The sequence below is a fragment of the Enemella evansiae genome (assembly GCF_004362375.1).
GTDB lineage: Bacteria > Actinomycetota > Actinomycetes > Propionibacteriales > Propionibacteriaceae > Enemella > Enemella evansiae.
On sequence record NZ_SNXA01000014.1, the window covers coordinates 102,787 to 126,377 of the forward strand.

At 69.7% G+C, this 23,591-nt stretch carries 27 protein-coding genes and 2 tRNA genes; 19 read left to right on the top strand and 10 right to left on the bottom strand.

Going from position 1 to position 23,591, the window contains the following annotated elements:
* Positions 1-10: 10 nt before the first annotated feature.
* Positions 11-1,126 carry a phosphoserine transaminase gene (gene serC / locus C8D81_RS19430; protein WP_094433300.1) on the bottom strand — a complete coding sequence of 372 codons (1,116 nt, stop codon included), beginning with the start codon at positions 1,124-1,126 and terminating at the stop codon, positions 11-13.
* A 36-nt stretch (positions 1,127-1,162) separates the two neighbouring features.
* Between serC and pdxH the strand changes: the two genes are divergently transcribed.
* The 6 genes from pdxH to trxA all read left to right on the top strand — a co-directional run bounded on the left by pdxH (position 1,163) and on the right by trxA (position 6,192).
* The gene (gene pdxH / locus C8D81_RS19435; protein ID WP_094433302.1) at positions 1,163-1,837 is read left to right on the top strand and encodes a pyridoxamine 5'-phosphate oxidase; all 675 of its coding nucleotides are present in this window, start codon (positions 1,163-1,165) and stop codon (positions 1,835-1,837) included.
* Between the two features lie 55 nt (positions 1,838-1,892).
* On the top strand, positions 1,893-2,786 hold the full coding sequence (locus C8D81_RS19440; RefSeq protein WP_094433304.1) for an SIS domain-containing protein: 894 nt from the start codon (positions 1,893-1,895) through the stop codon (positions 2,784-2,786).
* Positions 2,787-2,829: 43 nt separating this feature from the next.
* Positions 2,830-3,921 carry an N-acetylglucosamine-6-phosphate deacetylase gene (locus C8D81_RS19445; protein WP_094433391.1) on the top strand — a complete coding sequence of 364 codons (1,092 nt, stop codon included), beginning with the start codon at positions 2,830-2,832 and terminating at the stop codon, positions 3,919-3,921.
* Between the two features lie 119 nt (positions 3,922-4,040).
* Positions 4,041-4,739, top strand: coding sequence for a metal-dependent transcriptional regulator (locus tag C8D81_RS19450; RefSeq protein WP_094355648.1), 699 nt, complete (start codon positions 4,041-4,043; stop codon positions 4,737-4,739).
* Positions 4,732-5,769, top strand: coding sequence for a hypothetical protein (locus tag C8D81_RS19455; RefSeq protein ID WP_229118005.1), 1,038 nt, complete (start codon positions 4,732-4,734; stop codon positions 5,767-5,769). Before C8D81_RS19450 ends, C8D81_RS19455 begins: the two co-directional genes overlap by 8 nt.
* An 81-nt stretch (positions 5,770-5,850) precedes the next feature.
* On the top strand, positions 5,851-6,192 hold the full coding sequence (trxA, locus tag C8D81_RS19460; RefSeq protein WP_094355646.1) for a thioredoxin: 342 nt from the start codon (positions 5,851-5,853) through the stop codon (positions 6,190-6,192).
* A gap of 385 nt (positions 6,193-6,577) precedes the next feature.
* On the opposite strand, the gene C8D81_RS19465 is transcribed toward trxA, so the two are convergent.
* The 3 genes from C8D81_RS19465 to C8D81_RS19475 all read right to left on the bottom strand — a co-directional run bounded on the left by C8D81_RS19465 (position 6,578) and on the right by C8D81_RS19475 (position 9,675).
* A tRNA-Arg gene (locus C8D81_RS19465) sits at positions 6,578-6,650 on the bottom strand.
* A 177-nt stretch (positions 6,651-6,827) separates the two neighbouring features.
* Entirely contained in the window at positions 6,828-8,363 is a 1,536-nt protein-coding gene (locus C8D81_RS19470; RefSeq protein ID WP_133626643.1) for an ATP-dependent DNA ligase, read from the bottom strand.
* A gap of 22 nt (positions 8,364-8,385) precedes the next feature.
* Positions 8,386-9,675: an ArgE/DapE family deacylase gene (locus C8D81_RS19475; RefSeq protein ID WP_133626644.1), complete on the bottom strand. Its 1,290-nt coding sequence runs from the start codon at positions 9,673-9,675 to the stop codon at positions 8,386-8,388.
* A 45-nt stretch (positions 9,676-9,720) separates the two neighbouring features.
* Between C8D81_RS19475 and C8D81_RS19480 the strand changes: the two genes are divergently transcribed.
* The 3 genes from C8D81_RS19480 to C8D81_RS19490 all read left to right on the top strand — a co-directional run bounded on the left by C8D81_RS19480 (position 9,721) and on the right by C8D81_RS19490 (position 11,833).
* Positions 9,721-10,041, top strand: coding sequence for a hypothetical protein (locus C8D81_RS19480; RefSeq protein WP_133626645.1), 321 nt, complete (start codon positions 9,721-9,723; stop codon positions 10,039-10,041).
* A gap of 77 nt (positions 10,042-10,118) precedes the next feature.
* Positions 10,119-11,501, top strand: a complete 1,383-nt coding sequence (locus C8D81_RS19485) for a UTP--glucose-1-phosphate uridylyltransferase (RefSeq protein WP_094403567.1) — start codon at positions 10,119-10,121, stop codon at positions 11,499-11,501.
* Positions 11,498-11,833 (top strand): hypothetical protein, encoded by a 336-nt coding sequence (locus C8D81_RS19490; protein ID WP_133626646.1) that lies wholly within the window; start codon positions 11,498-11,500, stop codon positions 11,831-11,833. Before C8D81_RS19485 ends, C8D81_RS19490 begins: the two co-directional genes overlap by 4 nt.
* Positions 11,834-11,945: 112 nt before the next feature.
* Here the strand turns inward: C8D81_RS19490 and C8D81_RS19495 are convergent, their stop codons facing one another.
* The 3 genes from C8D81_RS19495 to C8D81_RS19505 form a co-directional block, all read right to left on the bottom strand.
* The gene (locus C8D81_RS19495; protein WP_094403569.1) at positions 11,946-12,305 is read right to left on the bottom strand and encodes a large conductance mechanosensitive channel protein MscL; all 360 of its coding nucleotides are present in this window, start codon (positions 12,303-12,305) and stop codon (positions 11,946-11,948) included.
* Between the two features lie 99 nt (positions 12,306-12,404).
* Positions 12,405-13,076 (bottom strand): SAF domain-containing protein, encoded by a 672-nt coding sequence (locus tag C8D81_RS19500; RefSeq protein ID WP_094406080.1) that lies wholly within the window; start codon positions 13,074-13,076, stop codon positions 12,405-12,407.
* Between the two features lie 303 nt (positions 13,077-13,379).
* A complete protein-coding gene (locus C8D81_RS19505) occupies positions 13,380-13,709 on the bottom strand; it encodes an FmdB family zinc ribbon protein (RefSeq protein WP_094406079.1) in 330 nt (109 codons plus the stop codon).
* 164 nt (positions 13,710-13,873) lie between these two features.
* On the opposite strand from C8D81_RS19505, the gene C8D81_RS19510 reads away from it, so the two are divergent.
* Positions 13,874-16,399, top strand: coding sequence for a penicillin acylase family protein (locus C8D81_RS19510; protein ID WP_208109408.1), 2,526 nt, complete (start codon positions 13,874-13,876; stop codon positions 16,397-16,399).
* A gap of 34 nt (positions 16,400-16,433) precedes the next feature.
* Here C8D81_RS19510 and C8D81_RS19515 read toward each other — a convergent pair whose 3' ends face one another.
* Together C8D81_RS19515 and C8D81_RS19520 are read right to left on the bottom strand one after the other, a co-directional pair.
* Positions 16,434-17,171 (bottom strand): DUF1345 domain-containing protein, encoded by a 738-nt coding sequence (locus C8D81_RS19515; RefSeq protein ID WP_166646910.1) that lies wholly within the window; start codon positions 17,169-17,171, stop codon positions 16,434-16,436.
* Between the two features lie 34 nt (positions 17,172-17,205).
* The gene (locus tag C8D81_RS19520; RefSeq protein WP_166646911.1) at positions 17,206-17,865 is read right to left on the bottom strand and encodes a 5-formyltetrahydrofolate cyclo-ligase; all 660 of its coding nucleotides are present in this window, start codon (positions 17,863-17,865) and stop codon (positions 17,206-17,208) included.
* A gap of 18 nt (positions 17,866-17,883) precedes the next feature.
* Here C8D81_RS19520 and glp point away from each other — a divergent pair, with 18 nt between their 5' ends.
* From glp to C8D81_RS19545, 6 genes are all read left to right on the top strand, one after another.
* On the top strand, positions 17,884-19,206 hold the full coding sequence (gene glp, locus C8D81_RS19525) for a molybdotransferase-like divisome protein Glp (RefSeq protein ID WP_094355635.1): 1,323 nt from the start codon (positions 17,884-17,886) through the stop codon (positions 19,204-19,206).
* A complete protein-coding gene (gene moaC, locus C8D81_RS19530; protein WP_094427646.1) occupies positions 19,199-19,675 on the top strand; it encodes a cyclic pyranopterin monophosphate synthase MoaC in 477 nt (158 codons plus the stop codon). The genes glp and moaC overlap by 8 nt, the downstream gene beginning before the upstream one ends.
* Positions 19,668-20,147, top strand: a complete 480-nt coding sequence (locus C8D81_RS19535) for a MogA/MoaB family molybdenum cofactor biosynthesis protein (protein WP_094433314.1) — start codon at positions 19,668-19,670, stop codon at positions 20,145-20,147. Before moaC ends, C8D81_RS19535 begins: the two co-directional genes overlap by 8 nt.
* 1 nt (position 20,148) lies before the next feature.
* Entirely contained in the window at positions 20,149-20,472 is a 324-nt protein-coding gene (locus tag C8D81_RS21990; RefSeq protein WP_407644083.1) for a hypothetical protein, read from the top strand.
* The gene (locus C8D81_RS21995) at positions 20,473-20,817 is read left to right on the top strand and encodes a GNAT family N-acetyltransferase (protein ID WP_407644084.1); all 345 of its coding nucleotides are present in this window, start codon (positions 20,473-20,475) and stop codon (positions 20,815-20,817) included.
* 170 nt (positions 20,818-20,987) lie between these two features.
* Positions 20,988-21,767, top strand: coding sequence for a hypothetical protein (locus C8D81_RS19545; protein WP_094433316.1), 780 nt, complete (start codon positions 20,988-20,990; stop codon positions 21,765-21,767).
* A gap of 25 nt (positions 21,768-21,792) precedes the next feature.
* Here C8D81_RS19545 and C8D81_RS19550 read toward each other — a convergent pair whose 3' ends face one another.
* Positions 21,793-22,107, bottom strand: coding sequence for a hypothetical protein (locus tag C8D81_RS19550; RefSeq protein ID WP_208109415.1), 315 nt, complete (start codon positions 22,105-22,107; stop codon positions 21,793-21,795).
* Between the two features lie 287 nt (positions 22,108-22,394).
* Here C8D81_RS19550 and C8D81_RS19555 point away from each other — a divergent pair.
* From C8D81_RS19555 to C8D81_RS19565, 3 genes are all read left to right on the top strand, one after another.
* Positions 22,395-22,470: transfer RNA gene (locus C8D81_RS19555), tRNA-Ala, on the top strand.
* Positions 22,471-22,723: 253 nt separating this feature from the next.
* The gene (locus C8D81_RS19560; RefSeq protein WP_094427639.1) at positions 22,724-23,065 is read left to right on the top strand and encodes an ArsR/SmtB family transcription factor; all 342 of its coding nucleotides are present in this window, start codon (positions 22,724-22,726) and stop codon (positions 23,063-23,065) included.
* Positions 23,062-23,511, top strand: coding sequence for an SRPBCC family protein (locus C8D81_RS19565; RefSeq protein WP_094433318.1), 450 nt, complete (start codon positions 23,062-23,064; stop codon positions 23,509-23,511). The genes C8D81_RS19560 and C8D81_RS19565 overlap by 4 nt, the downstream gene beginning before the upstream one ends.
* Positions 23,512-23,591 lie beyond the last annotated feature (80 nt).

Genomic DNA, 23,591 nt, shown 5'->3' on the forward strand with positions numbered 1-23,591 from the left:
TTCGTGGGGGTCAGCGGCGTACCCGCGGCAGCACCCAGTCGATGCAATGGGTGAGCGCGGTGACATCCTCCGGGTCGATCGCCGGGAACAGCCCGATCCGCAGCTGGTTGCGGCCCAGCTTGCGATAGGGCTCGGTGTCCACCACACCGTTGGCACGCAGCACCGTCGCCAGTTCGGCGGCATCGACCGACTCGTCGAAGTCGATGGTGCCGACGACCGGGGAGCGGTGCTCCGGTTCGGCGACGAACGGGGTGGTCAGCGGATTCTCCAGCGCCCAGCGATAGAGCCGCATCGACGACGCCCGGGTGCGCTGCTCGGCGTACGCCATCCCGCCGTTCTCCAGCAACCAGCTGAGCTGCTCGGCCATCAGGAAGAGGGTCGCGATCGCCGGGGTGTTCAGCGTCTGGTCCTTCAGCGAATTGTCGTACGCCGCCTTCAGCGACAACATCTCCGGGATCCACCGATCACTGGCCGCGATCCGCTCCATCCGCTCGATCGCGCGCGGCGACAGGAACGCCAGCCACAGTCCACCGTCGGAGGCAAATCCCTTCTGTGGTGCGAAATAGTAGACATCGACTGCGGTGAGATCGACCCCGACACCACCGGCGGCCGAGGTGCCGTCGATCAGCACCAGCGCCTCCTCGCCACCGATCCGGTGGACCGGGGCGAGCGCACCGGTGGAGGTCTCGTTGTGCGCCCAGGCATAGACGTCGACACCCTCGGTCGGCTCCGGCAACCGGACCGTGCCGGCGGGGGATTCGAAGACCGACGGGTCCGCAAGATGCGGTGCGGCCGCGGCCGCCTTGGCGAACTTGGACGAGAACTCGCCGAAGACACCGTGCGCCGACCGCTGCTCGATCAGCGAACAGACCGCGAGATCCCAGAAGGTGCTGGCGCCACCGTTGCCGAGCACGACCTGGTAACCGTCCGGCAACCCGTAGAGGGTGCCCAGCCCGGCGCGTACCCGATGCACCAGTTCCCGCACCGGTTCCTGCCGATGGGAGGTGCCGAGCAGGGTCGCGGCGGAATCGACCAGGGCTTCCACGGCGGCCGGGCGGACCTTCGCCGGACCACACCCGAACCGTCCGTCGCGGGGCAGCAGCAACGGGGGGATCTCGATCGGCATGGCGCAATCCTTTCACGCGCGGCACAGTGGGGGGCCATGAGCCGAGACGAGCCTGCCGACCTGAAGGGACTGCGCACCGACTACGACTCGGTACGCCTGCTGGAGGACGAGGCGGGGATGGACCCGACCCGGTTGTTCGAACGCTGGCTGGGCGACGCGCTCGCCGCGGCCGAGCGCGGCGAGGTGAAGGAACCGACGGCGATGACGGTGGCCACCGTGCGGATGACCGACGGCCGGCCGCGACCCAGCGCGCGGGTGGTGCTGCTCAAGGATTTCGGCGAGGGGTCGTTCACCTTCTACACCAACTACGACTCGAACAAGGGCAACCAGCTCGCCGAGAACCCGGGGGTGGCGGCCACCTTCTGGTGGCCGGCGCTCTATCGCTCGGTCCGCATCGAGGGCATCGTCGAGCGGGTCGGCGCGGCCGAGTCGGACGCCTACTTCGCGGTCCGACCGCGCGGCTCCCAGATCGCCGCCGCGATGTCGCGGCAGTCCCACCCGATCGCCGACGCGGCCGCACTCGCCGAGGCGTACGCCGGAGCGGAGACCGAGTACGCCGAGGGCGAGGTGCCCCGGCCGCAGCACTGGGGTGGCTTCCGGATCGTGCCGGACCGGATCGAGTTCTGGCAGGGCCGGCCGAGCCGGTTGCACGATCGGTTGCTGTTCGACCGCTACGACTACCGCTGGCGGCGTACCCGACTGCAGCCCTGAGGCCGCACGCTAGGTTGGAGCCGATGGTCCACCGCAGCCGAGCCGAGGAGCGTAGATGCCCTTCCTGACCGATGACGAGATCGGCTCCCAGCCGGAGTGCTGGCAGCGGGCCGGGGAACTGCTGCCGGAGGTGGCGCACCTGCTGCCCGCCGACGGTGAGCGGGTCGCCTTCGTCGGGACCGGCACGGCCTGGTACATCGCGCAGTCGATGGCCGCCCTCCGGGAGGCCGCCGGGATGGGGCAGTCGGACGCCTTCACCGCCTCGGAGTGCCCGCGGGACCGCGGCTACCAGCGGCTGGTGGTGCTGAGCCGCTCCGGGCGAACCACCGACATCAACCGCCTGCTCAGCGATGTCGGCGGCCGGATCCCGACCCTGGCCGTCGTCGGCGACGTGGTCCCCGAGACCTCACCGACCGCCCGGTTGGCCGAGGCCAGCATCGACCTGTCCTTCGCCGACGAGGCCTCGGTGGTGCAGACCCGCTTCGCCACCACCGCGCTCGCCCTGGTCCGGGCCTGGGTCGGCGACCCGCTCGCCGAGATGGTCCGCCAGGCCACCGAGGCGCTGCAGTACCGGCTCACCGAGGAGATGGCCGATGTCGAGCAGATCACCTATCTGGGTCATGGCTGGACGATCGGGCTGGCCCAGGAGGCGGCGCTGAAGTTCCGCCAGTGCACGCAGAGCTGGGCCGAGGCGTACCCGGCGATGGAATATCGGCACGGCCCGATCGCGGTCGCCGAACCCGGCCGGGTGGTGTGGAGCTTCGGCCGCCCGCCCTATGGTCTGGCCGCCCAGGTCCGCGACACCGGCGCCACCTTCGTCGACCACGACATCGACCCGATGGCCGATCTGATCATCGCCCAGCGGCTCGCCGTGGCCCGGGCGATGAAGCTCGGTCTGAATCCCGACGCACCGCGCAATCTGACCCGCGCGGTGGTGCTGGCGGACTGAGGTGGAACCGCTGCTGGTCGCGGGGGCCGTCACCCCGTCGGGCATGGTCGCCCCCGCCCGGATCGAGATCGCCGACGACCGGATCGCCGCCGTCGAACCCGCACCGGGTGCCGCCACCGACGACACCTGGGCCCTGCCCGGTTACATCGACACCCACACCCATGGTGGCGTCGGGGTGGACTTCGGCTCCACCGATGCCGCCGGGGTACGCCGGGTGCTCGACTTCGCCCGTTCCCGCGGCACCACCACCCAGTTCGCCAGCCTGGCCACCGACACCGTGGACAACCTGTGCCGCCAGCTGGAGATGCTGTCCGGTCTCGCCGCCGCCGGTGAGCTGGCCGGGTTGCACCTGGAGGGGCCCTTCCTGGCCGAGGCCCGCCGCGGCGCGCACGATCCGCTGCTGCTCCGCGATCCCACTCCCGAGCTGGTGGATGCCCTGCTCACCGCCGCCGACGGGCAGCTGGCGATGGTCACCCTGGCCCCCGAGCTCGATGGCGCGGTCGAGGCGATCGAGCGGTTCCGGGCCGCCGGGGTGTGTGTCGCGTTCGGGCATTCCGATACCGGGGCCGAGCTGACCCGGCGGACCATCGATGCCGGTGCGCGGGTGGCGACCCATCTGTTCAACGCGATGCAGCCGATCCATCACCGCGACCCGGGCCCGGTCCCGGTGCTCTTGGACGATCCGCGGGTCGGGGTCGAGCTGATCTGCGACGGCATCCATCTCTCACCCGAGGTGATCCGGATGTCCGCCGACGCGGCCGGTTGGGACCGGGTGTTGCTGGTCACCGACGCGATGGCCGCCGCCGGGCTCGGCGACGGTGATTACGCGCTCGGTGCGGTGCAGGCCCGGGTCAGCGGCGGGGTGGCCCGGTTGCTGGTCGCCGACGGGTCCGGGGCGCCGACCCTGGGCAGCATCGCCGGCTCCACGCTGACCATGGCGGCCGCGGTGCGGTATGTGCTCGGGCTGGGTGCCGATCTGACGGCGGTGGCCGCCGCCGCGGCCGGCAATCCGGCCCGTTGGCACGGGCTGACCGAGGTCGGTGCACTGGCGCCGGGGTACCGGGCGGATCTGGTGCTCACCGACCCCGGCGGCGGGGTACGCCGGGTGCTGCGCGGCGGTCGCTGGGTCGACTGAACGAGCAGGCCGGTCGAACAGTTCCCGGGCGTACGACCGCCCAGTAAGCTGGGGTGACCCCGCCGGCTCGACCTGCTGGGGTTAGGCCACCCGCAGACAGGCAGGACAGGAGCAGCCGCGTGAGCGACCTGATCGACACCACCGAGATGTATCTGCGCACCATCTACGAGCTCGAGGAAGAGGGTGTGGTTCCGCTGCGTGCCCGGATCGCCGAGCGGCTGCACCAGAGCGGCCCGACGGTGTCCCAGACCGTGGCCCGGATGGAACGCGACGGGTTGCTCTCGGTGCAGGGCGACCGGCATCTGGAGCTCAGCGAGGTGGGCCGCGATCGTGCCATCCGGGTGATGCGCAAGCACCGGCTCGCCGAGCGGCTGCTGGTCGATGTGATCGGCCTGGAGTGGGAGAACGTGCACGACGAGGCCTGCCGGTGGGAGCACGTCATCTCCGATGATGTGGAGCGGCGGCTGGTCTCCATCCTCGGTGACCCGATCACCTCGCCCTACGGGAACCCGATCCCGGGGCTGGCCGATCTCGGGTCCACCGCGGCCGCCGATGCCGGCGAGTCGAGCCAGGCGCTGGCGCGACTGGTCTCCGGCGGCGGGTCCACGCGGGTGCAGCTGCGCCGGATCGGGGAGAACCTGCAGACCGGGCACGAGACGATGGCGGCCTTGTTCCGTGCCGGGATCGTGCCGGGCGTGGAGGTGGACGCCGAACCGGGTGCCGGGGGCGTACGCCTGACGACCGATTCGGGGGAGAGCTACGAGGTGGACGCCGACGCGGCCGAGCAGCTGTTCGCCGTGGTGGTCGTCCGTGCCTGACGGGCCGGTCCGCGCACTGCTGGAGGGACACTGGTACGACGCGGTGGCGGCCCTGGCCCAGGACAAGCTGCCGCAGACCGGGTCGCCGCAGCGGCTGGCGAAGGTCCGCGACCTGGCGACCGCGGCGAAACGGGTGCTGGACCTGGACGCCGAGGACTTCGGCACCATCGCCGAGGGTTTCGACCGGCCGTGGGCCCTGCGGCTGGCGGAGTCCTCCTTCCCGCTGCTGCCGCGCGATCCGCAGCGCGGGGCGCTGGCCTCGCTGGTACCGCTGTACGAGTTGATGCTCGAGGTGATGCAGCTGCGCGCGCTGCGCCACGAACCGCTGCAGGTGGTGGTGACCGCGCACCTGATCGGGGAATACCTCTGCCAGCTCGCCTGGGAATCGACCCTGGGGCACGGCGGGGATCCGCTGCGGATGCGCGACAGTGTGGGGGAGCGCTGGGGCACCGACGACCGCAGCTGCCCGCATAACTCGGCGCTGCGGGCCACCGCCAAGCGGTCGCTGAACGCCTGCAACGGTGACGTGATCGGCTACACCGCCTATCTGGACAAGTTCCACTCCCGGCTCGGGGATGCACTCGCGGTCTGCGCGATGAACCACGAGACCATCGGCGCGGGGGAGCGGCCCGATGTCGGCGAGACCTGTCCGAACCCGTGCTCCTGGGCGGTCCAGGGGTCGCTGGAGCAACGCCGCGATCTGGATGCCCGGGTCCGGTTGGCGCTGCTCTACGTGGATTCGCCGATCGTGGCGCTGCGGCACCACGCACCGGTCGGGCACTTCTTCGGCGTACCGTCGGTGCAGGAGATCTCCGAGGCCTGGCTGCGGACCTGGGAGCGGCTCAGCCAGCCGTGGCCCGACGGCAGCAATCCGCTGCTGCTGCGGACGGTGCCGGGGGCCGGTACGCCGGATGAGGCGCTGCCCGGGATGTCGGCGCTGGTGTCCACCGTGGCTGGGCGGACCATCGGCGCCGGCCGGGTGATCCGTTCCATCGGTGACGACATCATGCTTACCCTTGAGGGGGAATAGCGTTCCCGGCACCGGTGTTGTGCAGGTGAGCGTGGCCCTGTGCGAATGGGCACGACCGAACTAGAGAGAGGTACGCCCGATATGGCAACCGTTGACCTGAACTCCGAGGACTTCGTGTCCACGATCAAGGAGAACGACCTGGTCCTGGTCGACTTCTGGGCCGACTGGTGTGGCCCGTGCAAGCGCTTCTCGCCGATCTACTCGAAGGTGTCGGAGTCCCACGACGATGTCGTCTTCGGCAAGGTCGACACCGAGGCCAACCAGGAGCTGTCCGGTTCGCTGGGCATCATGAGCATCCCCACGGTGATGGCGTTCCACAAGGGCAACATGGTCTTCAACCAGGCCGGCCTGCTGAACGCCTCCCAGCTGGAGAACCTGATCGAGCAGCTCAAGGGCCTCCCGGAGGAGACCCCCGCCAGCTGACCTCCAGGAGGCGAGCGTCTGGCGGCGCGTCCCCGCGATGCAGGCCCACCAAGGAGAAATCCCGCGTCACTGAGGTGACCGGCGCGGAAAGGCCGCGAGGATTTCGACGACTGGGCCGAAGAGCGGGGTCATGGCGCCGCGCGCGAGCCGACGCAGAGCGAAGGGCCCGGAACCGATCTGGTTCCGGGGCCCTTCGTCATGATTGAGGAGAGCGCCGACGAACGGGCTCACGCACCTTGTCTACCCACCCCCAGGAGACATCCATCGGCGCTCTCAATAAAAAAGATACCCACCCACGGGGTCCCAACCAAGGGCACATCCCAAAATCGGCCCAAAAGCAACTCGGACTGAGCGGAATCTCATCAAACAACGGGTGAACGTCGGGCGGCCCCAGTTGGATTCGAACCAACGACACCCGCTTTAGGAGAGCGGTGCTCTATCCCCTGAGCTATGGGGCCTCGCCGCTCGCGCGGCCGTCTCAGCCTAGCGCTCCCGCACAGCCCCACCCCAATCGAGCTCCTCGGCAGCTGTCCATCCAGAAACGATCATGGAATATCCGGCCCTTCAGCCGCAAACATACGTATGCAAGTACGAATATTCCATGATCATTCTTTGCGGACGGCGCGCGAGCCCGGTCAGCCCTCGCCGAGAGCGCGGACGTCGGAGATCGTGTCGGCCTCACCGGCCGGCTTGTCGTCGCGATAACGCACCACCCGGGCGAACCGCAGCGCCACCCCGCCCGGATAACGACGCGATCGCTGCACCCCGTCCAGGGCGATCTCAACGACCTGCTCGGGCCGCACCGTCACCACCCAGTCACCCTCGTCGACCGCCAGGTCGGTGAACCGTTCGGTCTGCCAGCGCAGCATCTCATCGGTCATCCCCTTGAAGGTCTTGCCGACCATCACGAACCCACCCGGCGGGCCGAAGCGGCCCTCGGGATCGCGCGCGCCGAGATGGATGTTCGACAGCCAGCCGCGCCGCCGGCCACTGCCGCGTTCGACCGCGAGCACCACCAGGTCGAGGGTGTGCCGCGGTTTCACCTTGATCCAGGCCGCGCCCCGGCGACCCGCGGCATAGGGCGCGTCCAGATCCTTGAGCACCACCCCCTCATGGCCGTCGGCGACCACCTGCTCGAAGAACCGGGCCGCCTCCTGTGGGTCGGTGGTGTCGGCGCGCCGGATCCGGTACTCCCGCGGCACCAGTCGGTCCAGCACCGCCAACCGGTCCACCAGCGGGCGGTCCAGCAGGGACGCGCCGTCGGCGTGGAGCACGTCGAAGAACGCCGGTACCAGCCCGGCGCCAGCCTCCGGTGCCGGACTCAGCGTGGCACTGCGCGCGGCCGTGTCCTGGAAGGGCCGCGGTTTCCCGGCCGCATCGTGGGCCAGCACCTCCCCGTCCAGCACCAGATCCCCACCGGGCAGCGCGGCCACGATCGCCGCCACCTCGGGCAGCCGGTCGGTGATGTCATCCAGGCTGCGGGTGAACAGGCGCACCCCGTCCGCACCGCGGTGCGCCTGGATCCGGATGCCGTCCAGCTTGGTGTCCAGGCTCCACCGGTCGCCGAGTTTTTCCAACGCAGCAGGAACATCCGGGGCCGAGGAGGCCAGCATCGGGCGTACTCCCTGACCGACCTGTACGCCGAACGCGGCGACCGCCTCGCTGCCGCCGGTGAGCGCGGCCACGGCCACCGGGGCCGTCGCGCCGCGGACCGTCACCGCTCGCCGCAGCTCGGTCATCGGCACCCCGGAGGCGGCGGCGACCGCGTCGAGGATCGCCGCGTCCAGCGCACCCTGACGCACCTCACCCGACAGCAGGCCGCGCAGCAACCGCTGTTCGCCCGCGGTCGCGGCACCGAACAACCGGCTCATCGCCTGCCTGCGGGCCAGCTGCGAACCCGGCCCGGCCAGCCCGGCGACCCGTTCCAGCTCGGCGTCGACCGCGGTCACCTCGAGGCTCGGTTCGGCGGCCGGATCGGGCAGCGTGCTGAGCGAGGCCCAGCCGACCCCGGTACGCCGTTGCCGCAGTTCGCCGGCGAGCCAGACGACCACGATCTCGAGGTCCTCGGCCGGGGTACGGCGCAGCAGCTCGGCCAGCAGGTCCCGCTTGGCGTTGCGGGAACGCGTCGCGGCCACCGCGGCCGAGGTGTCGGCGACCTCCTGGAGCAGCATGCCGGTCAGGCTATCCCGGGGATCAGCGCGCCGTGTGACCACCGAGCCGGCGGACCGCGAGCACGGCCAGGGTCCGCGCCACCTGGATCGTCTCGGCGATCGACACCTGTTCCCGGGGTGCATGCGCCATCGCCACATCGCCGGGGCCGTAGTGCAGCGTCGGGATCCCACCGACGCCGGTGTAGAGCCGCAGATCCGAGCCATAGGGTGCGGCCCCGAGTGCCGCCGCGCGTCCGCTCACCGCTGCGATCGCCTGCTGGGTCTCACCGATGAAGGCGTGGTCGGCCTCGATCCGTCCGGAGCCGAACTGCCCGCCGGACCAGCTGACCCGGATCGGTTGGTCACGCAGGAACGGATGCCGGGTGCAGACCTCGGCGACCGCCTGCTCCAGCTCGGCGCGCGCGGTCGCCGGGTCCTCGTCCAGGCGTACGCCCATCCGCCCCTCGGCGGTCAGCAGGTCCGGCACGCTGCTGGCCCAGTCGCCACCGCGGACCGTGCCCACCGAAATCGCGTAGGGCAACGGATTCCCGGCGAACAGCGGATCGGGATCGGCGTTGCGGCGGGCCTCCAGCTCGGCCAGCACCGGATGCAGGGTGAGGAAGTTCTCGATCGCGGAGATCCCGCTGAGCCGGGCCGATCCGTGTGCCGCCCGGCCGGGCACCTCGAGGGTGAAGGTGAGCGCACCGGCGCAGGCGGTGACCAGCCGGCCGCTGGTCGGCTCGGGGATCACCGCGACCTCACCGGTGTGACCGCGCCGCAGGGTGGCGTACGCTCCCAGCCCACCGTCCTCCTCGCTGACCACGCAGTGCAGCGCGAAGCCGCGCTCGAACCGCAGCCCGCTGTCCCGCAGCGCCTGGGCGACGGCCAGGTTGGCGGCCAGCCCCGCCTTCATGTCGCAGGCCCCGCGACCGTGCAGGATGTCCCCGGAGATCTTTGCCTGGAAGGGATCGGCGTCACCCCACTTGGCGGGATCACCGACCGGTACCACGTCCACATGGCCCTGCAGGACCAGCGCCGGGACCTCCTCGCCGGCGGTCCCGGCGGCGGTGCCGACCACCCCGTGACCCTCACCGCGCTCGGCCTCCACACCGGGGAAGTCCTCGGCGGCGTACAACTCGTCCAGCGCCAACCGCCAGCTGTCCACCTCCAGCCCGAGTGCGGTGAGCCGGCCGGCGAGCATCGCCTGCAGCTCGGACTCGGCATCGCTGCCGGTCACCGACGGCACCCGCACCAGCTCGACCAGGGTCCGGACCAGCCGCTCCTCGTCCAGGGCCGTCAGAACGCGGGACTCGGCATCGCTCCAGGTGCTCATCCGGGCAGCCTAGGGCGCGTGCCGGGTTGCGCCTAGAGTGGGACCATGGATCCCAGGGAGCAGCCGGAGTCGCTGATGGAGAGCATCCGGCCCAATCGCCGCCGCGGCCCGCTGGCCGGGTTCGGTGACCGCCATGCTCCGGTGACGGTTCCGGTCAGCCTGGTGGTGCTGGCGCTGGCGCTGCTGTTCACCTTCTTCTATCTGCCGCACTGGCAATATCTCGGCGCCGCCCTGTTGTTCGGTGTCGGCGCCGGCGCCTCCCATTTCGCGATGCGCAAGGACCACGGCCACGTCCTGCTGACCGGCATCGTCGCGGTGCTGGTGTGCGTGGTGGCGATCGTGCTGTTCGCCACCGCGCCGAACTGAACCGGCCAGCTGCAGCGACCCGGCCCGCTCTCGCTAGGTTTGACCAGACAGATGACCGATACCGCCGAGGAGGCAGGGTGAGCGCCGAGGGACTGCGCAGCGCGATCGACAAGATGACCGAAGCCGGGGTCGACCCGGTCGAGATCGAGGTCTTCCGGCACTACTACGGCGAACTGGAGTCCGGTGCGACCGGTCTGATCGCCGAGGACAGCATCAGCCCGCTGACCGAGGTGGACCGGCTCGCCGATCAGCACCCGGACCCGGAGCAGTCCCGTGAGGCGCTCGCGCAGACGGTGATGATCAAGCTGAACGGTGGCCTGGGCACCTCGATGGGGATGGACCGGGCGAAGTCGCTGCTGCCGGTGCGCGACGGGAAGACCTTCCTCGATCTGATCCTGCAGCAGGTGCGCAGTGCCCGGGAGACCCATGGCGCCCGGTTGCCGCTGCTGCTGATGGACAGCTTCCGCACCCGTGCGGACACGCTCGCCGTGCTGGCCGACCAAGCGGATCTGCCGGTCGGTGACCTGCCGCCGGATTTCCTGCAGAACTTCGAGCCGAAGCTGCGCACCGACGACCTGACCCCGGTGTCCTGGCCGGCCGACGAGTCGCTCGAGTGGTGCCCGCCGGGGCACGGGGACATCTATCCGGCGCTGCTCGGCTCCGGGATCCTGGATCGCCTGCTGGAGCAGGGATTCCGCTATGCGTCGGTATCCAACTCCGACAACCTGGGCGCGGCCCCGGACCCGGTGCTGGCCGGCTGGTTCGCCGCCAGCGGTGCACCGTACGCCGCCGAGCTGTGCCGGCGGACCGTGAACGACCGCAAGGGTGGGCATCTCGCGGTCCGCCGCAGCGATGGTCGGTTGATCCTGCGGGACACGGCCCAGACCGCCGATGACGAGATGCACTTCTTCACCGACGAGCACCGGCATCCGTTCTTCCACACCAACAATCTGTGGTGGGACCTGCAGCGACTGAGGGAGGTGCTCGTCGAGCGCCGCGGGGTGCTCGGCCTGCCGCTGATCCGCAACACCAAGACCGTCGACCCGGCCGATTCCGATTCCCCGGAGGTCTTCCAGGTGGAGACCGCGATGGGGGCGGCGATCGAGGTCTTCGAGGGGGCGACCGCGATCGTGGTGGACCGCAGCCGGTTCCTGCCGGTGAAGACCACCAATGAGCTGCTGCTGCTGCGCTCGGACTGCTACCGGGTGCGGACCGACGGCACCCTCGAGGCGACCACCGACAGCACGCCGGCGGTGAGCCTGGATTCGGCGTACTACAAGAAGATCGGCGACTTCGACGCCCGGTTCGCCGACGGTGCCCCCTCGCTGCGTGAGGCCACCTCGCTGCAGGTGCAGGGCGACTTCTCCTTCGGTGCCGATGTGGTGGTCCGGGGAAAGGTCGAGCTCGACGGCGGTGCCGAACAGCAGCGCATCGAACCCGGGACCGTGCTCGGCGGATGAGCACCGGTTGGCACCGCGTGCTCGGCTTCGCGCTCACCGGTGAGGAACTCGACCTGCCGGATCACGACACCCCGCAGCCGGAGGTGCTGCTGGCGGAGCTGGCCGGGTTGGGCTGGTCCGGTGACCGGCTCCGGGAGGCCGCGCGGCGCAATCATCAACCGACACAGCAGATGCGGGCGGGTCTGGGTGCCGCCCAGTACGCCGCGGCGATGGCCGAGGTGCGCCGGCTGCTCGGTGCCACCGGTGCGGTGTCCCGGGTGAGTTCCGGGCGTACCGGGCTGGACGCAGCCGATCGCCGCCTGCTCGCCGACCGGCCACCGCACTGGGGCTGATCGGAGCACTGGGACTGATCGGAGAAATCTCGTGTGGGCAGAGAAAAACCCCGTCACCGCACCGTGACGGGGTTTTCTGCTGCTCTGGGTCGGGGGTGGTCGAGGGTGAGGATCAGCGACCGGCGAGCAGGTCGCGGATCTCGGCCAGCAGCTCGGTCTCGGTGGCGGTCTTCTCGTCGGTGATCCCGCGCATCTTCTTGTACTGCTCGTAAGGCTTCACGACAGCGAGGTAGAGAACCAGAGCGGTGACGACGAAGCTGAACAGGGTGCTCAGGAAGTCACCGATCTTGAGGCCCCACACGACGGCGGAGCTGAAGGCCTGGCTGGGGTCGAAACCGAGGATGCGAGCAACGAGATCCATCAGCAGGGCGGCGAAGCTCTTCACCACGGCGGCGAAGGCAGTGCCCATGATGAAGGCAACGGCAAGCTCGATGAGGTTGCCCTTCATGATGAAGTCTTTGAAGCCCTTCATACTTCTTCTCCAATCAGTTCGTAGGCCCACCTTGGGCCGGAACGGCTCGCAATCTATCAGCCGGTAACCGGCGTCCCGGCTTTTCCACGCGTGTCGCGCTCAGCGCAACACGATCGAGAGCCGGCCCGAATTCTGGGCCAGACTCGGCGCCGCATCGGCCTGGACCTCGAGCAGCAGCAGCGCACCCCGACTGTCCTCGGTGGCGAACGGGCCGGCACCGGTTCCCGTGCCCGGAAGGGCCGCGACCCGGGCACCGCGGGCCACCACCCGGGCGGTGCCCTGGTCGATCGGAGTGGCCAGCACGTCGACGGCATCACCGACCCGGAGCAGGGTGGCCACCCCCGGATCGGTGAGCCGGACCGGTGCCAGCACCTGGTCGTCGGCACCGCGGCCGGCCCGCGGGCTGACCACCGAGAGCTCCGAGAGCGGCGTGCCCCCGGAGACCGGCGCGGTCAGCACCCGCCCGATCAGCGCGGCCGGGTCGGTGCTGCGTTCGGCGGGTGCGAGGCGGGTCGGATAGCTGACGACCTTGAGATCGGCTGCGCTCAGTGGGGCGCCGCCGCTCAACGGTTTCGCGGCGACCACCACGGGTACGCCGGGGTCGGGAGCGGGACGGGCGGCGAGCAGGGTGCAGAGCACCGCGGCCACCGCACAGACCACGGCCAGGGCGCGGCGGTGCCAGAGCAACCAGCGGCCGAAGCTCGCCAGGGGCGTACGCCGCGGCGGGCGCGTGCGGCGCGGGCGGAAGACGGAACCGGACTCAGCAGGCATGCCCCACCATGGGTGGCGCGTGCCGGAATCGTGCACCGCTGTCCACAGGCACCGACCGCCCCGAGAAGTTGTCCACAGGCCCCACGCTCATCGAGTGGGCCGCCATCCGCAGCGGGGCGGACCACCACGGTCGGTTACGGGAACACCCCGCGGACGCACCCTCTCGCCTGGCTCAGCCCGCCGAAATCTGCGGCTCGATTGCCGATCGGTGCCCAGATCGGTCGATTCTGCGATCGAGCCGCAGATTTCGCAGGCAGCACCGGTGGGGCGGGTCCAGCGCACCGTGGCCGGTGGCGTCCGGTATCAGGCGGAGGTGGCGGCCTTGCTGGAGCTGGACTTCGAGTCGCTGGAAGAACTGCCGGAGCTGCCCGAGCCCGAGTCGGCCTTGCTGGGCGAATCGGACTTCTTCTCCCCGGAGGAGGACCCGCCCGACGAACTCTTCGCGCCGGCGTCCTTGCGGGAGTCGGTGCGATAGAAACCGGAACCCTTGAAGTGCACGCCGACGGCGTTGTAGACCTTCCGCAGCTGCCCACCGTCACAGTTGGGGCACTCGGTCAGGGCATCGTCGGTGAACTTCTGCTGGACCTCGAGGTCGGACCCGCAGTCCTTGCAGCGGTACTGATACGTGGGCATCGTGTCTCCTTCTGGCACTCAAGCATAGCGACTGCTAATGCGGAGGTGTGAATTTCGCCATTCCGACAGCCGGTCGGCTGTCTCGGGCCCACCTCGCTCGTTAGGCTCGGGTGGGTCTCGGCCGGACCCGGCCACCGCGCACCGACCCCGCCCGAAGGATTGACTTGCGACATCTGCCGCGCTGGTTGTTCAACCTGCTGATCACCGTTGCGCTGGTGCTGGCGGCGCTGGCGAGCCTGGCGGTGGTCACGATCCGGGAATCCTTCCCGCAGACCGAGGGCAGCACGACGGTGACCCCCTTGGCCAACCCGGTCACCGTGCTCCGCGACGCCCGCGGCGTACCCCAGATCTATGCCGACACCCCCGAGGACCTGTTCGCGGCGCAGGGCTGGGTGTCCGCCCAGGACCGGTTCTTCGAGATGGACTTCCGCCGCCGCGTCACCGCGGGCCGGCTCGCCGAGTGGTTCGGCCCCTCCCAGGTCGCGACCGACAGCTATGTCCGCACCCTGGGTTGGCGCCGGGTGGCCGAGCAGGAGTTCGCGATGCTCAGCTCCAGCAGCCGGCGCTATCTGGAGTCGTACGCCGCCGGGGTGAACGCCTATCTCACCTCGCGACAGCCCAGCGACCTCGGGGTCGAGTACACCATCCTCGGCCTGCAGGGCCGTGGCGCCCGGCCCGAACCGTGGTCCGGGGTGGATTCGCTGGCCTGGTTGAAGGCGATGGCCTGGCAGTTGGACGGCAACCGCACCTCCGAGATCGAGAACGCGGTGATGCGGCAGGTGGTCGGCCCGCAGCGGGCCGCCGAACTGCGCCCGCCCTTCGACCCGCAGGTGTTCGAACCGATCGTCGGTCGGGGAGCGCCGGTGGCGGGGGAGTTCGACCCGAACGCCCGCCAGGGGCAGCAGCGCACCGCTCCGGAACTTCCCGCGGCCGCGGTACCGCAGTTGCGGGCGATCGCCGAACTGGACGGCAAGCTGCCGGCGATGGTCGCGGACCGGGACAGCGGTGGTCTGGGCTCCAACTCCTGGGTGGTCTCCGGGGAGCGCACCGCCTCCGGCAAACCCATGCTGGCCAATGATCCGCACCTGGCCACCTCGATCCCGTCGGTCTTCACCCAGGTCGGGCTGCACTGCCGCAATGTCAGCGAGGGCTGCCCGTTCGACGTCACCGGATATTCCTTCTCCGGCATGCCCGGGGTGATGATCGGCCACAACGCCGACATCGCCTGGGGGATGACCACCCCCTACGTCGACACCCAGGATCTCTACCTGGAACAGGTGCGCGGCGGCAAGGTACGCCGCGGCGAGGACTGGGTCGAGCTGGAGACCCGCACCGAGACGATCGACGTCGCCGGGGAGGAACCACGCACGATCACGGTACGCACCGGATCGCATGGCCCATTGCTCTCCGATGTGGATGCGCAACTGCGGGGTGTGCCGGCGCCCGAGACCCCCGACGGGGTGGAGAGCGCGGTCGCGCTGAGCTGGACCGCGCTCACCCCGAGCACCTCCCTGGATGCGGTGTTCGGGGTCAACGAGGCACGCAACTTCGCCGAGTTCCGGCAGGCCGCAGAACGCCTCAAGGCGCCCTCGCAGAACCTGATCTACGCCGACACCCAGGGCAACATCGGCTATCAGCTGCCCGGTGACCTGCCGCGCCGCGGGGCCGGTGACGGCACCGTCCCGATGCCCGGCTGGGATCCGGCCTACGACTGGCAGGGCCGGGTGCCGTTCGCCGAACTGCCGTACGCCTACAACCCGCCCCGGAACTACATCGTCGCCGCCAACCAGCAGATCATCGCCAACTATCCGGGGGTGCTCGGATCGGACTATTCGATGGGCTGGCGCAGTCAGCAGATCGGTGAGCGGATCAACGCCCTGCAACGGCCGATGACCGTCGAGGACAGCCAGGCGATCTTCACCGACAACCGCGTCCGGTTCGCCGACCGGATCGTGCCCTCGCTGCTGCGCGTGCCACCGGCGGAGGACTGGGTGCGGGACGGGCAGCAGGTGCTGCGTGACTGGGACCTGCAGGCCGGTCCGGATTCGGCCGGCGCCGCCTATTTCCAGTTGGTGATGAAGCATCTGCTGCGGCTCACCTTCGATGACGAGGTGCCGCCCGAACTGCGCACCGGCAATTCCGATCGCTGGTACGGGGTGCTGGCCGAGCTGCTGCGCGATCCCCGCAATCCGTGGTGGGACGACAAGAACACCGTGATCGTCGAGGACCGGGACACGATCATCGCCCAGGCGATGGTGGACGCCCGCCGTGACATCACGGTGCTGATGAGCCGGGATCCGTCGGGTTGGCAGTGGGGCAAGTCGCACCGGCTGCGGTTGCGCAACCAGACCTTCGGATCCTCGGGGATCGGTGCCCTGGAAGCGATCTTCAACCGCGGGGACGAACCGGTCGGCGGCGGGACGGCGATCGTCCAGGCCTTCGGTTTCGATGACCGCAAGTGGGGTTTCGAGGTCACCTCCGGGCCGACGATGCGGATGGTCGTCGACCTGTCCGACCTGGACAATTCGCGGTGGGTGAACCAGTCGGGGCAGTCCGGACACCCCTTCCATCCCAACTACGACGACCAGCTGGAGCTGCTGGCCCGCGGGGAGATGCCGCCCTGGCCCTATCGCCGCGAGGCCGTCGAAGCCGTCGCCGAGGAACGCCTCGAACTCCTCCCCGGCAGCTGAACCGTTCGCACCACCGCGCCCCCCGGGTGTGAGGTCATTGGGCAGAGCCGAGCATCAGGGACACGATCATCGCGACCAGCACGGAGTTGAAGACGAATGCGAGGATCCCCTGGGTCATCACCGCCCGGCGCGCCGCGGAGCTGGTGATGGCGGTGTCGGTGGTACCGAAGGTGGCCTGTACGGCCAGCGACAGATAGAGATAGTCGGTGAACTCGCGTTCGCTGTCCCGGTCGCCGGGGAACTCGAAGCCGCCATGCAGCAGATCGAAGCGGGCATAGTGGACCGCGTACATGATCGCGATGTTGGCCCAGGCCCCGGCCACCATCACCAACCCGAGCGCCAGCAGCGGGATCGAAGCGCGGAGCTGGGGAATGAAGACCATCACGACCAGTCCGACCAGCGCGAACAAGGAGATCTGGATCGACCAGGCGGGGCCGGAATCGTCATTCCGGAGCCGGTGCAGCAGACCGCGCCGTCGCGGCTCCTTCTCTGGCTGCGCCTTGGGATCGGCGGTGACCGCGGCGCCGAGGGCGGCCCCGCTGAGCCCGCCGAAGGTGCGCATGGTCAGCAGCGAATGCACCACGGTGTACATCGCCCACGACACGACCAGACCGACCAGCCACGAGTAGCGCAGGAGTTGCCGGTTGGTGAACGCGAGCGCCAGACAACCCGCGCCGGCGGGTATCAGGATGATGAACATGGCCAGGTACGCCCGACGTTGCTCGGACAGCAGCCAACGGCTCCGGGGCTGTGGCCGAATCGGTGCGCTCATGGCATTCATGGGCCAATCCTGCATTCGCGAGGGCTCAGTCGGGTGGTGGGACCAACCGGGTCGGGGTGATGAGCACATCCACCCGGCGGTCCCAGGGCTGTACCGGCAGGCTCGGCAGCACCTCGTCGTCGTTCAACGGCATGACGGTGACCGCATCCGCTGCGGCGTACTCCAGGGCGCGGTCGAACCAACCGCCGCCCATCCCGAGCCGCTCGCCGGCGGTGGTCCCGGCGAGCCCGGAGCAGACGATCACGCCCGCCTCGGCCAGTCCCTCGGCGCCGACCGGGTCGGTGGTGGGCTCGGGGATGCCCCACAACCCGGCCCGTAACCGGTCCGGGCCGGCATAGGGCGCCCAGTCCGGTTCCCGGCGTACCGACCCGTCGGCGCGCCGATCGAGCACCGGCAACAGCACCCGGACCCCGTGGGCGGCGAGCCACCCGACCGTCTCCAGGGTGCCCGGTTCGTCAGCATGGGAGAGGTACGCCGCCACCACCGAATCCGGCTGGGGCGTACCCCAGAAATCCTGCAGCAGCAGGAAACGTGCATGGTCATCCGCCAGCCGTGCGGCCTCCGGCCGGGCCCGGCGACGGGTGCGGATCGCGCCGCGCAGCATCTCCTTGGCGGACCGCAATGCCTCCTGGTCCGCTGCGGATCCGGTGTCACCGGGGCGCCTGGGCGGTCCGGGCAGGTTCATTCGCCTATCGTATGGGCCATGGCTCTGTTCGGTCGAAAGAAGAAGGCTGCCCCCGCGCCCGAGGTGGTGGAGGAAGTCCCGACCCTGCCGGAACCCCCGGCCGCCAATGACGCCGGGCTGCGGGAGTGGCAGGCGCATCGGCAGTGGGTGCTCGACCAGATCGAACCGCTGCCGCCGTTCGGCATGCAGGTGCTGGATGCGCTCGGGCTGAGCCTGTGTGAGGACATCGAGGCCGATATCGCCCTGCCGGGGTTCGACAACGCGGCGATGGACGGATACGCGGTGCAGGCCGCCGACACCTGGAACGCCAGCGAGAACGCGCCGGCGTCGCTGGCCGTGGTGGGGGAGATCGCCGCCGGCTCGGTCGCCGACCGGGCGCTCGCCCCGGGCACGGCGATGAAGATCATGACCGGGGCCCCGGTGCCCGAGGGTGCCGACGCGGTGGTGCAGTACGAGCTCACCGATCGTGGTGTCGAGGATGTGCAGATCTTCGCGCAGATCGAACAGGGCAAGAACATCCGGCTGCGCGGCTCCGACATCGAGGACGGTGAGCACCTGATGTCGGCCGGCACCCGCATCGACTCCCGCACCGTCGGGCTGCTGGCCGGGGTGGGCATCGACAAGGTGCTGGTCCGGCCGCGGCCGCGGGTGGTGGTGATCGCAACCGGCACCGAACTGGTCGAACCGGGACTGCCGCTGGGCGACAAGGGCGAACTCTATGACTCCAACTCCTACATGCTGGCCGCCGCGGCCAAGGCCGCCGGCGCCCAGGTGTTCCGGGTCGGCGCGGTCGGCGACGACGAGGAGGAGATGGCCCAGATCATCTCCGACCAGCTGGTGCGCGCCGACCTGATCGTCACCTCCGGCGGCATCTCGCAGGGTGACTGGGACGTGGTCAAGGCGGTCGCACCCAGCCTCGGTCTGGTCGACTTCGCCCAGCTCGCGATGCAGCCCGGCAAGCCGCAGGGCTTCGGCCTGATCGGCGAGGACCAGGTGCCGATGCTGATGCTGCCCGGCAACCCGGTGTCCTCGTTCGTCTCCTTCGAGGTGTTCGTACGCCCGGTGCTGCGCAAGCTGATGGGGGTCGAACCGCTGTTCCGGGAACCGGTGCGTGCGGTCACCAACACGATCATCCGCTCCGCACCCGGCAAGGCCCAGTTCCTCCGTGGTGAGGTGCGCACCGATCCCGGCGGCCGGCACACCGTCGACCTGGTCGGCGGCCCCGGTTCGCATCTGCTCGGCTCGTTGCAGAAGTCCAATGCGTTGGTCGTGCTGGAACCCGGCACCGAGGTGGTCCCCGCCGGCCAGACCGTCACCACCTGGATGCTGACCGATGACTGACCCCGCCCTCACCCACCTGGATGCCGCCGGCAACGCCCGGATGGTGGATGTCTCCGCCAAGCAGGTGACGGTCCGTACCGCGACCGCCGCCGGCCGCGTACTGCTGTCGGCCGAGTGCGTGGCACTGCTGCGTTCGGGGGACATCCCCAAGGGCGATGCTCTTGCCGTGGCACGGATCGCGGGCATCATGGGCGCCAAGAAGACCCCCGAACTGATCCCGCTGTGCCATCCGCTGATGGTCTCGGGTGTCGAGGTCGGCGTCGAGATCGTCGACGAGGGGGTCGAGTTGACCGCGACCGTGCGTACCAATGAGCGCACCGGGGTGGAGATGGAGGCGTTGACCGCGGTCTCGGTCGCCGGTCTCGCGCTGGTCGACATGGTCAAGGCGGTCGACAAGCGTGCGGTGATCTCCGACATCCGGGTCACCGCCAAGTCCGGCGGTCGCAGTGGGGACTGGCGTCGTGACTGACCTGAGCCGGGCCTGCGTGGTCGTCGCCTCCACCCGGGCGGCGACCGGTGTCTATCCGGACAAGTCGGGCCCGATCCTCAGCGAATCCCTGTCCGGGCTGGGATTCCAGGTCTCCGAGGTCGTCGTCGTACCCGACGGGGACGCCGTGGGGGAGGCCCTGCGGGCCGCGATCGGGGAGCACGATGTGGTGCTGACCAGCGGCGGTACCGGGATCACCCCGACCGATGTCACCCCGCAGCAGACCGCGCCGCTGCTGGACTACGAAGTGCCGCAGATCCCGGCGGCGATCGCCCGTTTCGGTCTGGACAAGGGAATCCCGACCGCACTGCTGAGCCGGGGGCTGGCCGGGGTGGCCGGTCGCACCCTGGTGATCAACCTGCCCGGGTCGAGCGGCGGCGCACGCGATGCGATGGAAGTCCTGGCGCCGATCCTGCCGCACGCGGTGTCCCAGCTCCGAGGTGGCGATCACTGAGATGGCCAACCGTTTCCGCACCGAGATCAGCCGCCAGGGTTCGCACCGCTGGCCGGTGACCCTGCAGCACGGCGGGGTCCGGTTGCGGCCGATGCGGGTGCGGGACCGGGCCGCGTGGGAGTCGGTACGCCGGGTCAATCGGGACTGGCTGCTGCCCTGGGAGGCGACCGTGCCGCCCGGTGGTGAGCCGGGCCCGCCGAGCTTCGGGTCGCTGGTACGCCTGCTCAACCACCAGGCGCGGCAGGGCCGGATGCTGCCCTGGCTGCTGGTCTGGGACGAATCGCTGGGGGAGGACCCGAACGCCAAAGGGGTGCTCGCCGGCTAGGTGACGGTCTCGGGGATCACCCGCGGATCGGCCAACTTCGCCCAGATCGGTTACTGGGTCGACCAGCGGCTGGCCGGCCGCGGCATCGTCCCGACGGCGGTGGCGATGGCCACCGACTACTGCTTCTTCGGGATGGGGTTGCATCGGATGGAGGTCGCGATCCGCCCCGAGAACGGGAAGTCCCTGCGGGTGGTGGAAAAACTCGGCTTCCGATACGAGGGGTTGCGGCCGGGTTATCTGCACATCAACGGCGGTTGGCGGGATCACGAGGTGTTCGCGCTGAACGCCGACGAGGTCGGTGAGGGCCTGGTGCATCGCTGGGAGCAGAGCAGCACCGCGACCTGACGTTCATCGAGTAGCCGGCGGCGCCACTCCCTACGACCTGCGCCATCTGGACTCCTCACCTTCGGTCCTGCCATCAAACATGAGTCGATTTGGGCTTGTCCGCAACGGATGTGACGACACTCCGGTTAGGGTCAGCGCGTTGGGACGGCTGCTTGCGTAGCGTCTGCCTCGTGGGAACGACGGGGCTGATCTTCGGTGCGATCGTGGTGGCCTGGCTGGCGTATCTGGTGCCGATGTACCTGCGCCGCAACCAGCAGCCGGCGCGGCCGGTCAGCGACCCCGAATCCCGGTTCTCCGATTCGGTGCAGATCATCCGCGACGGCTCGGCGCCGGCGGTGGACCAGGACCTGAATCCGATCGACGATGTGCAGATCTCCACGCCGTTGACCCGGCGTGCGGCGGTCACCGAGATCTGCCGGACCGAGAAGCGGATGGCGGCCCGGCGGCGAAATGTCCTTGGTGTGTTGGGATTGGGCCTGGTCACGCTGATCGTGCTGAGCGCGATCGGGCGTACGCCGTGGTGGAGCGTGACGATCCCGGTGGTGCTGATCGCGGCCTTCGTCGCGATCGCCCGGGTCAGCGTGCGAGCGATGCATCAGGGGTTCGAGGCTCGGCTGGCTCGTATCGAGCGCGGCGATGAGGAGGACACGGTCCGGATCAGCCGCGAGGAACTCGCCAAGGCGATGTCCGGCAAGGACGCCGGTTCGGTGAACCGGGTGGAGATCGACGCGCCCGAGGGGGCGCCGGGGACGCTCTGGGATCCGCTGCCGGTGACCCGGCCCACCTATGTGCAGGCGCCGGTCGCACCGCGCACCGTGCGCACCATCGACCTGGCGGCCCCGGTCTCGGCCAGTGAGCCCCCGGTCACCGCCGACGGCCCGGGCGCCGAGGTCGCCGCCGTCGTCGAGGCCGAGGAACAGCGCCCCCGCCCGCGCGCGGTCGGCGAGTGAGTGAGCGCAGCGAGTCGAAACCCCGTCAGTCGCGGTCGCTGACCACGTATGCGGCCCCGGCGGCCGCCGCGGTCACGGTGAGCACAGACGGCCAGGCCCCGATCTTCTTGGCCAGCGGATGCGAGGCTCCGAAGGCCAGCAGATAGCCGGCGCCGAGGCCGGCCGCCACAGCCGGCCCACGACGCGCCAGCCAGGTCCGACCGGCCAACAGTCCGAGCCCACCGAGCACCACACCGCCGAGCGCGCGGATCCCGGATTCGCGGGCCACCAGATAACCGCCGATCAGTCCCAGCGCCACCACCGGCGCGGTCTGGACATCGTCGGCGTCTCGCAGGGTCAGTTGGTTGTTCGCCATATCGCCAGCCTATGCGCGCAGCTGCCTACCGTTCATCGAGTAGGCGCCATGCGGAGCGCAGCGGAGCAATGGCGGCCGTGTCGAGATGAACCAGCCGCCCGAACGCTGGGACATGCAGTACCCGAAACCCGGCCTCCGCCAAACCCAGTCCCACTGGGTTTGATCATGGAACTCCGCGACTACTGCATGTCCCAGTGCACGCACCCCGGGGCAGGGAACGCGATTTCACCCATCGCGGGGTCGGTGCTAGTCTGAATGGGCTCACAGAGCATGGGGCTATGGCGCAGTTGGTAGCGCGTCTCGTTCGCAATGAGAAGGTCAGGGGTTCGAATCCCCTTAGCTCCACCACCTGCACGATCCCGGCCTGACAAGGCCATTCACCCCTCACCAGCAGACGGTTCACGCCGCCTGATCGGCCGCGGTGCGCCTTCCAGGACTGGTCGGGTGGAGGACCTCGGCGACTCGACCGCACCTACATCGTGATCGAGCAGTCCCGACATGCTCGCGGAGCCGCGCGGCCGGAATCGCCCGGCCTCAACCGCCTGAGGGGGCGGCGACGGGGCCATTGACAGGTAGGAAAAAACCTACGTAGATTGTCGGCATGCCACGCCGATCGAAGACCGAGCCACTGGATGAGGTGTTCGGTGCCCTGGCGAATCCCACTCGTCGCGACATCCTCGATGCGCTGCTGGGCGGGGAACTGACGGCGGGTGAGCTGGCGGCCCGGTTCGACATGGCCCGCCCGAGTGTCTCCGAACATCTCCGGGCGCTCCGCGAAGCCGGCCTGGTCACCGAGCGCCAGGACGGGCGGCACCGGTTCTATCGGGTGACGGCCGCACCGATGGCCGAGCTGATCGACTGGCTGACCCCCTACGAGCGGTTCTGGCGCGACCGGCTGACCGCACTCGGTGACGTACTCGAACAAATGGAGGAAGACCAATGACCGTTGAGAATCTGCAGGCCATCGAGGTGGACCAGTTCTTCTCGCACCCGCCGGCCAAGGTATGGCGGGCGCTCACCACGCCTGCGTTGATGGCGCAGTGGCTGATGCCCAACGACTTCGAACCGACCATCGGCCACCACTTCACCTTCCAGACTCGCCCGGTCGCCCAGACCGGCTTCTCCGGAACGATCGCCTGCGAGGTGCTCGACCTGGTACCGCAGCAGCGGCTGCGGATCAGCTGGACCGACGCCGAGCACCCCGACCAGTTGGCCACCGAGGTCACCTGGACGCTCGTCGCCGAAGGCAGCGGGACGCGGGTGTTCCTCGAGCACACGGGTTTCGATCCGGACGACGCCAACCAGCAGCTCGCCCGCCGGTTCATGGACGGCGGCTGGCGCAGCCACGTGCTGCGTCGCCTGGGCGACCTGCTCGGCACCCTCGACTAGACCAGCGCGGAGCGCGACATCAGGCCAACCTTCGCAGGACCCCTGTGCGGGCGCGCAACAGTGCACGGCACATGTGGGTC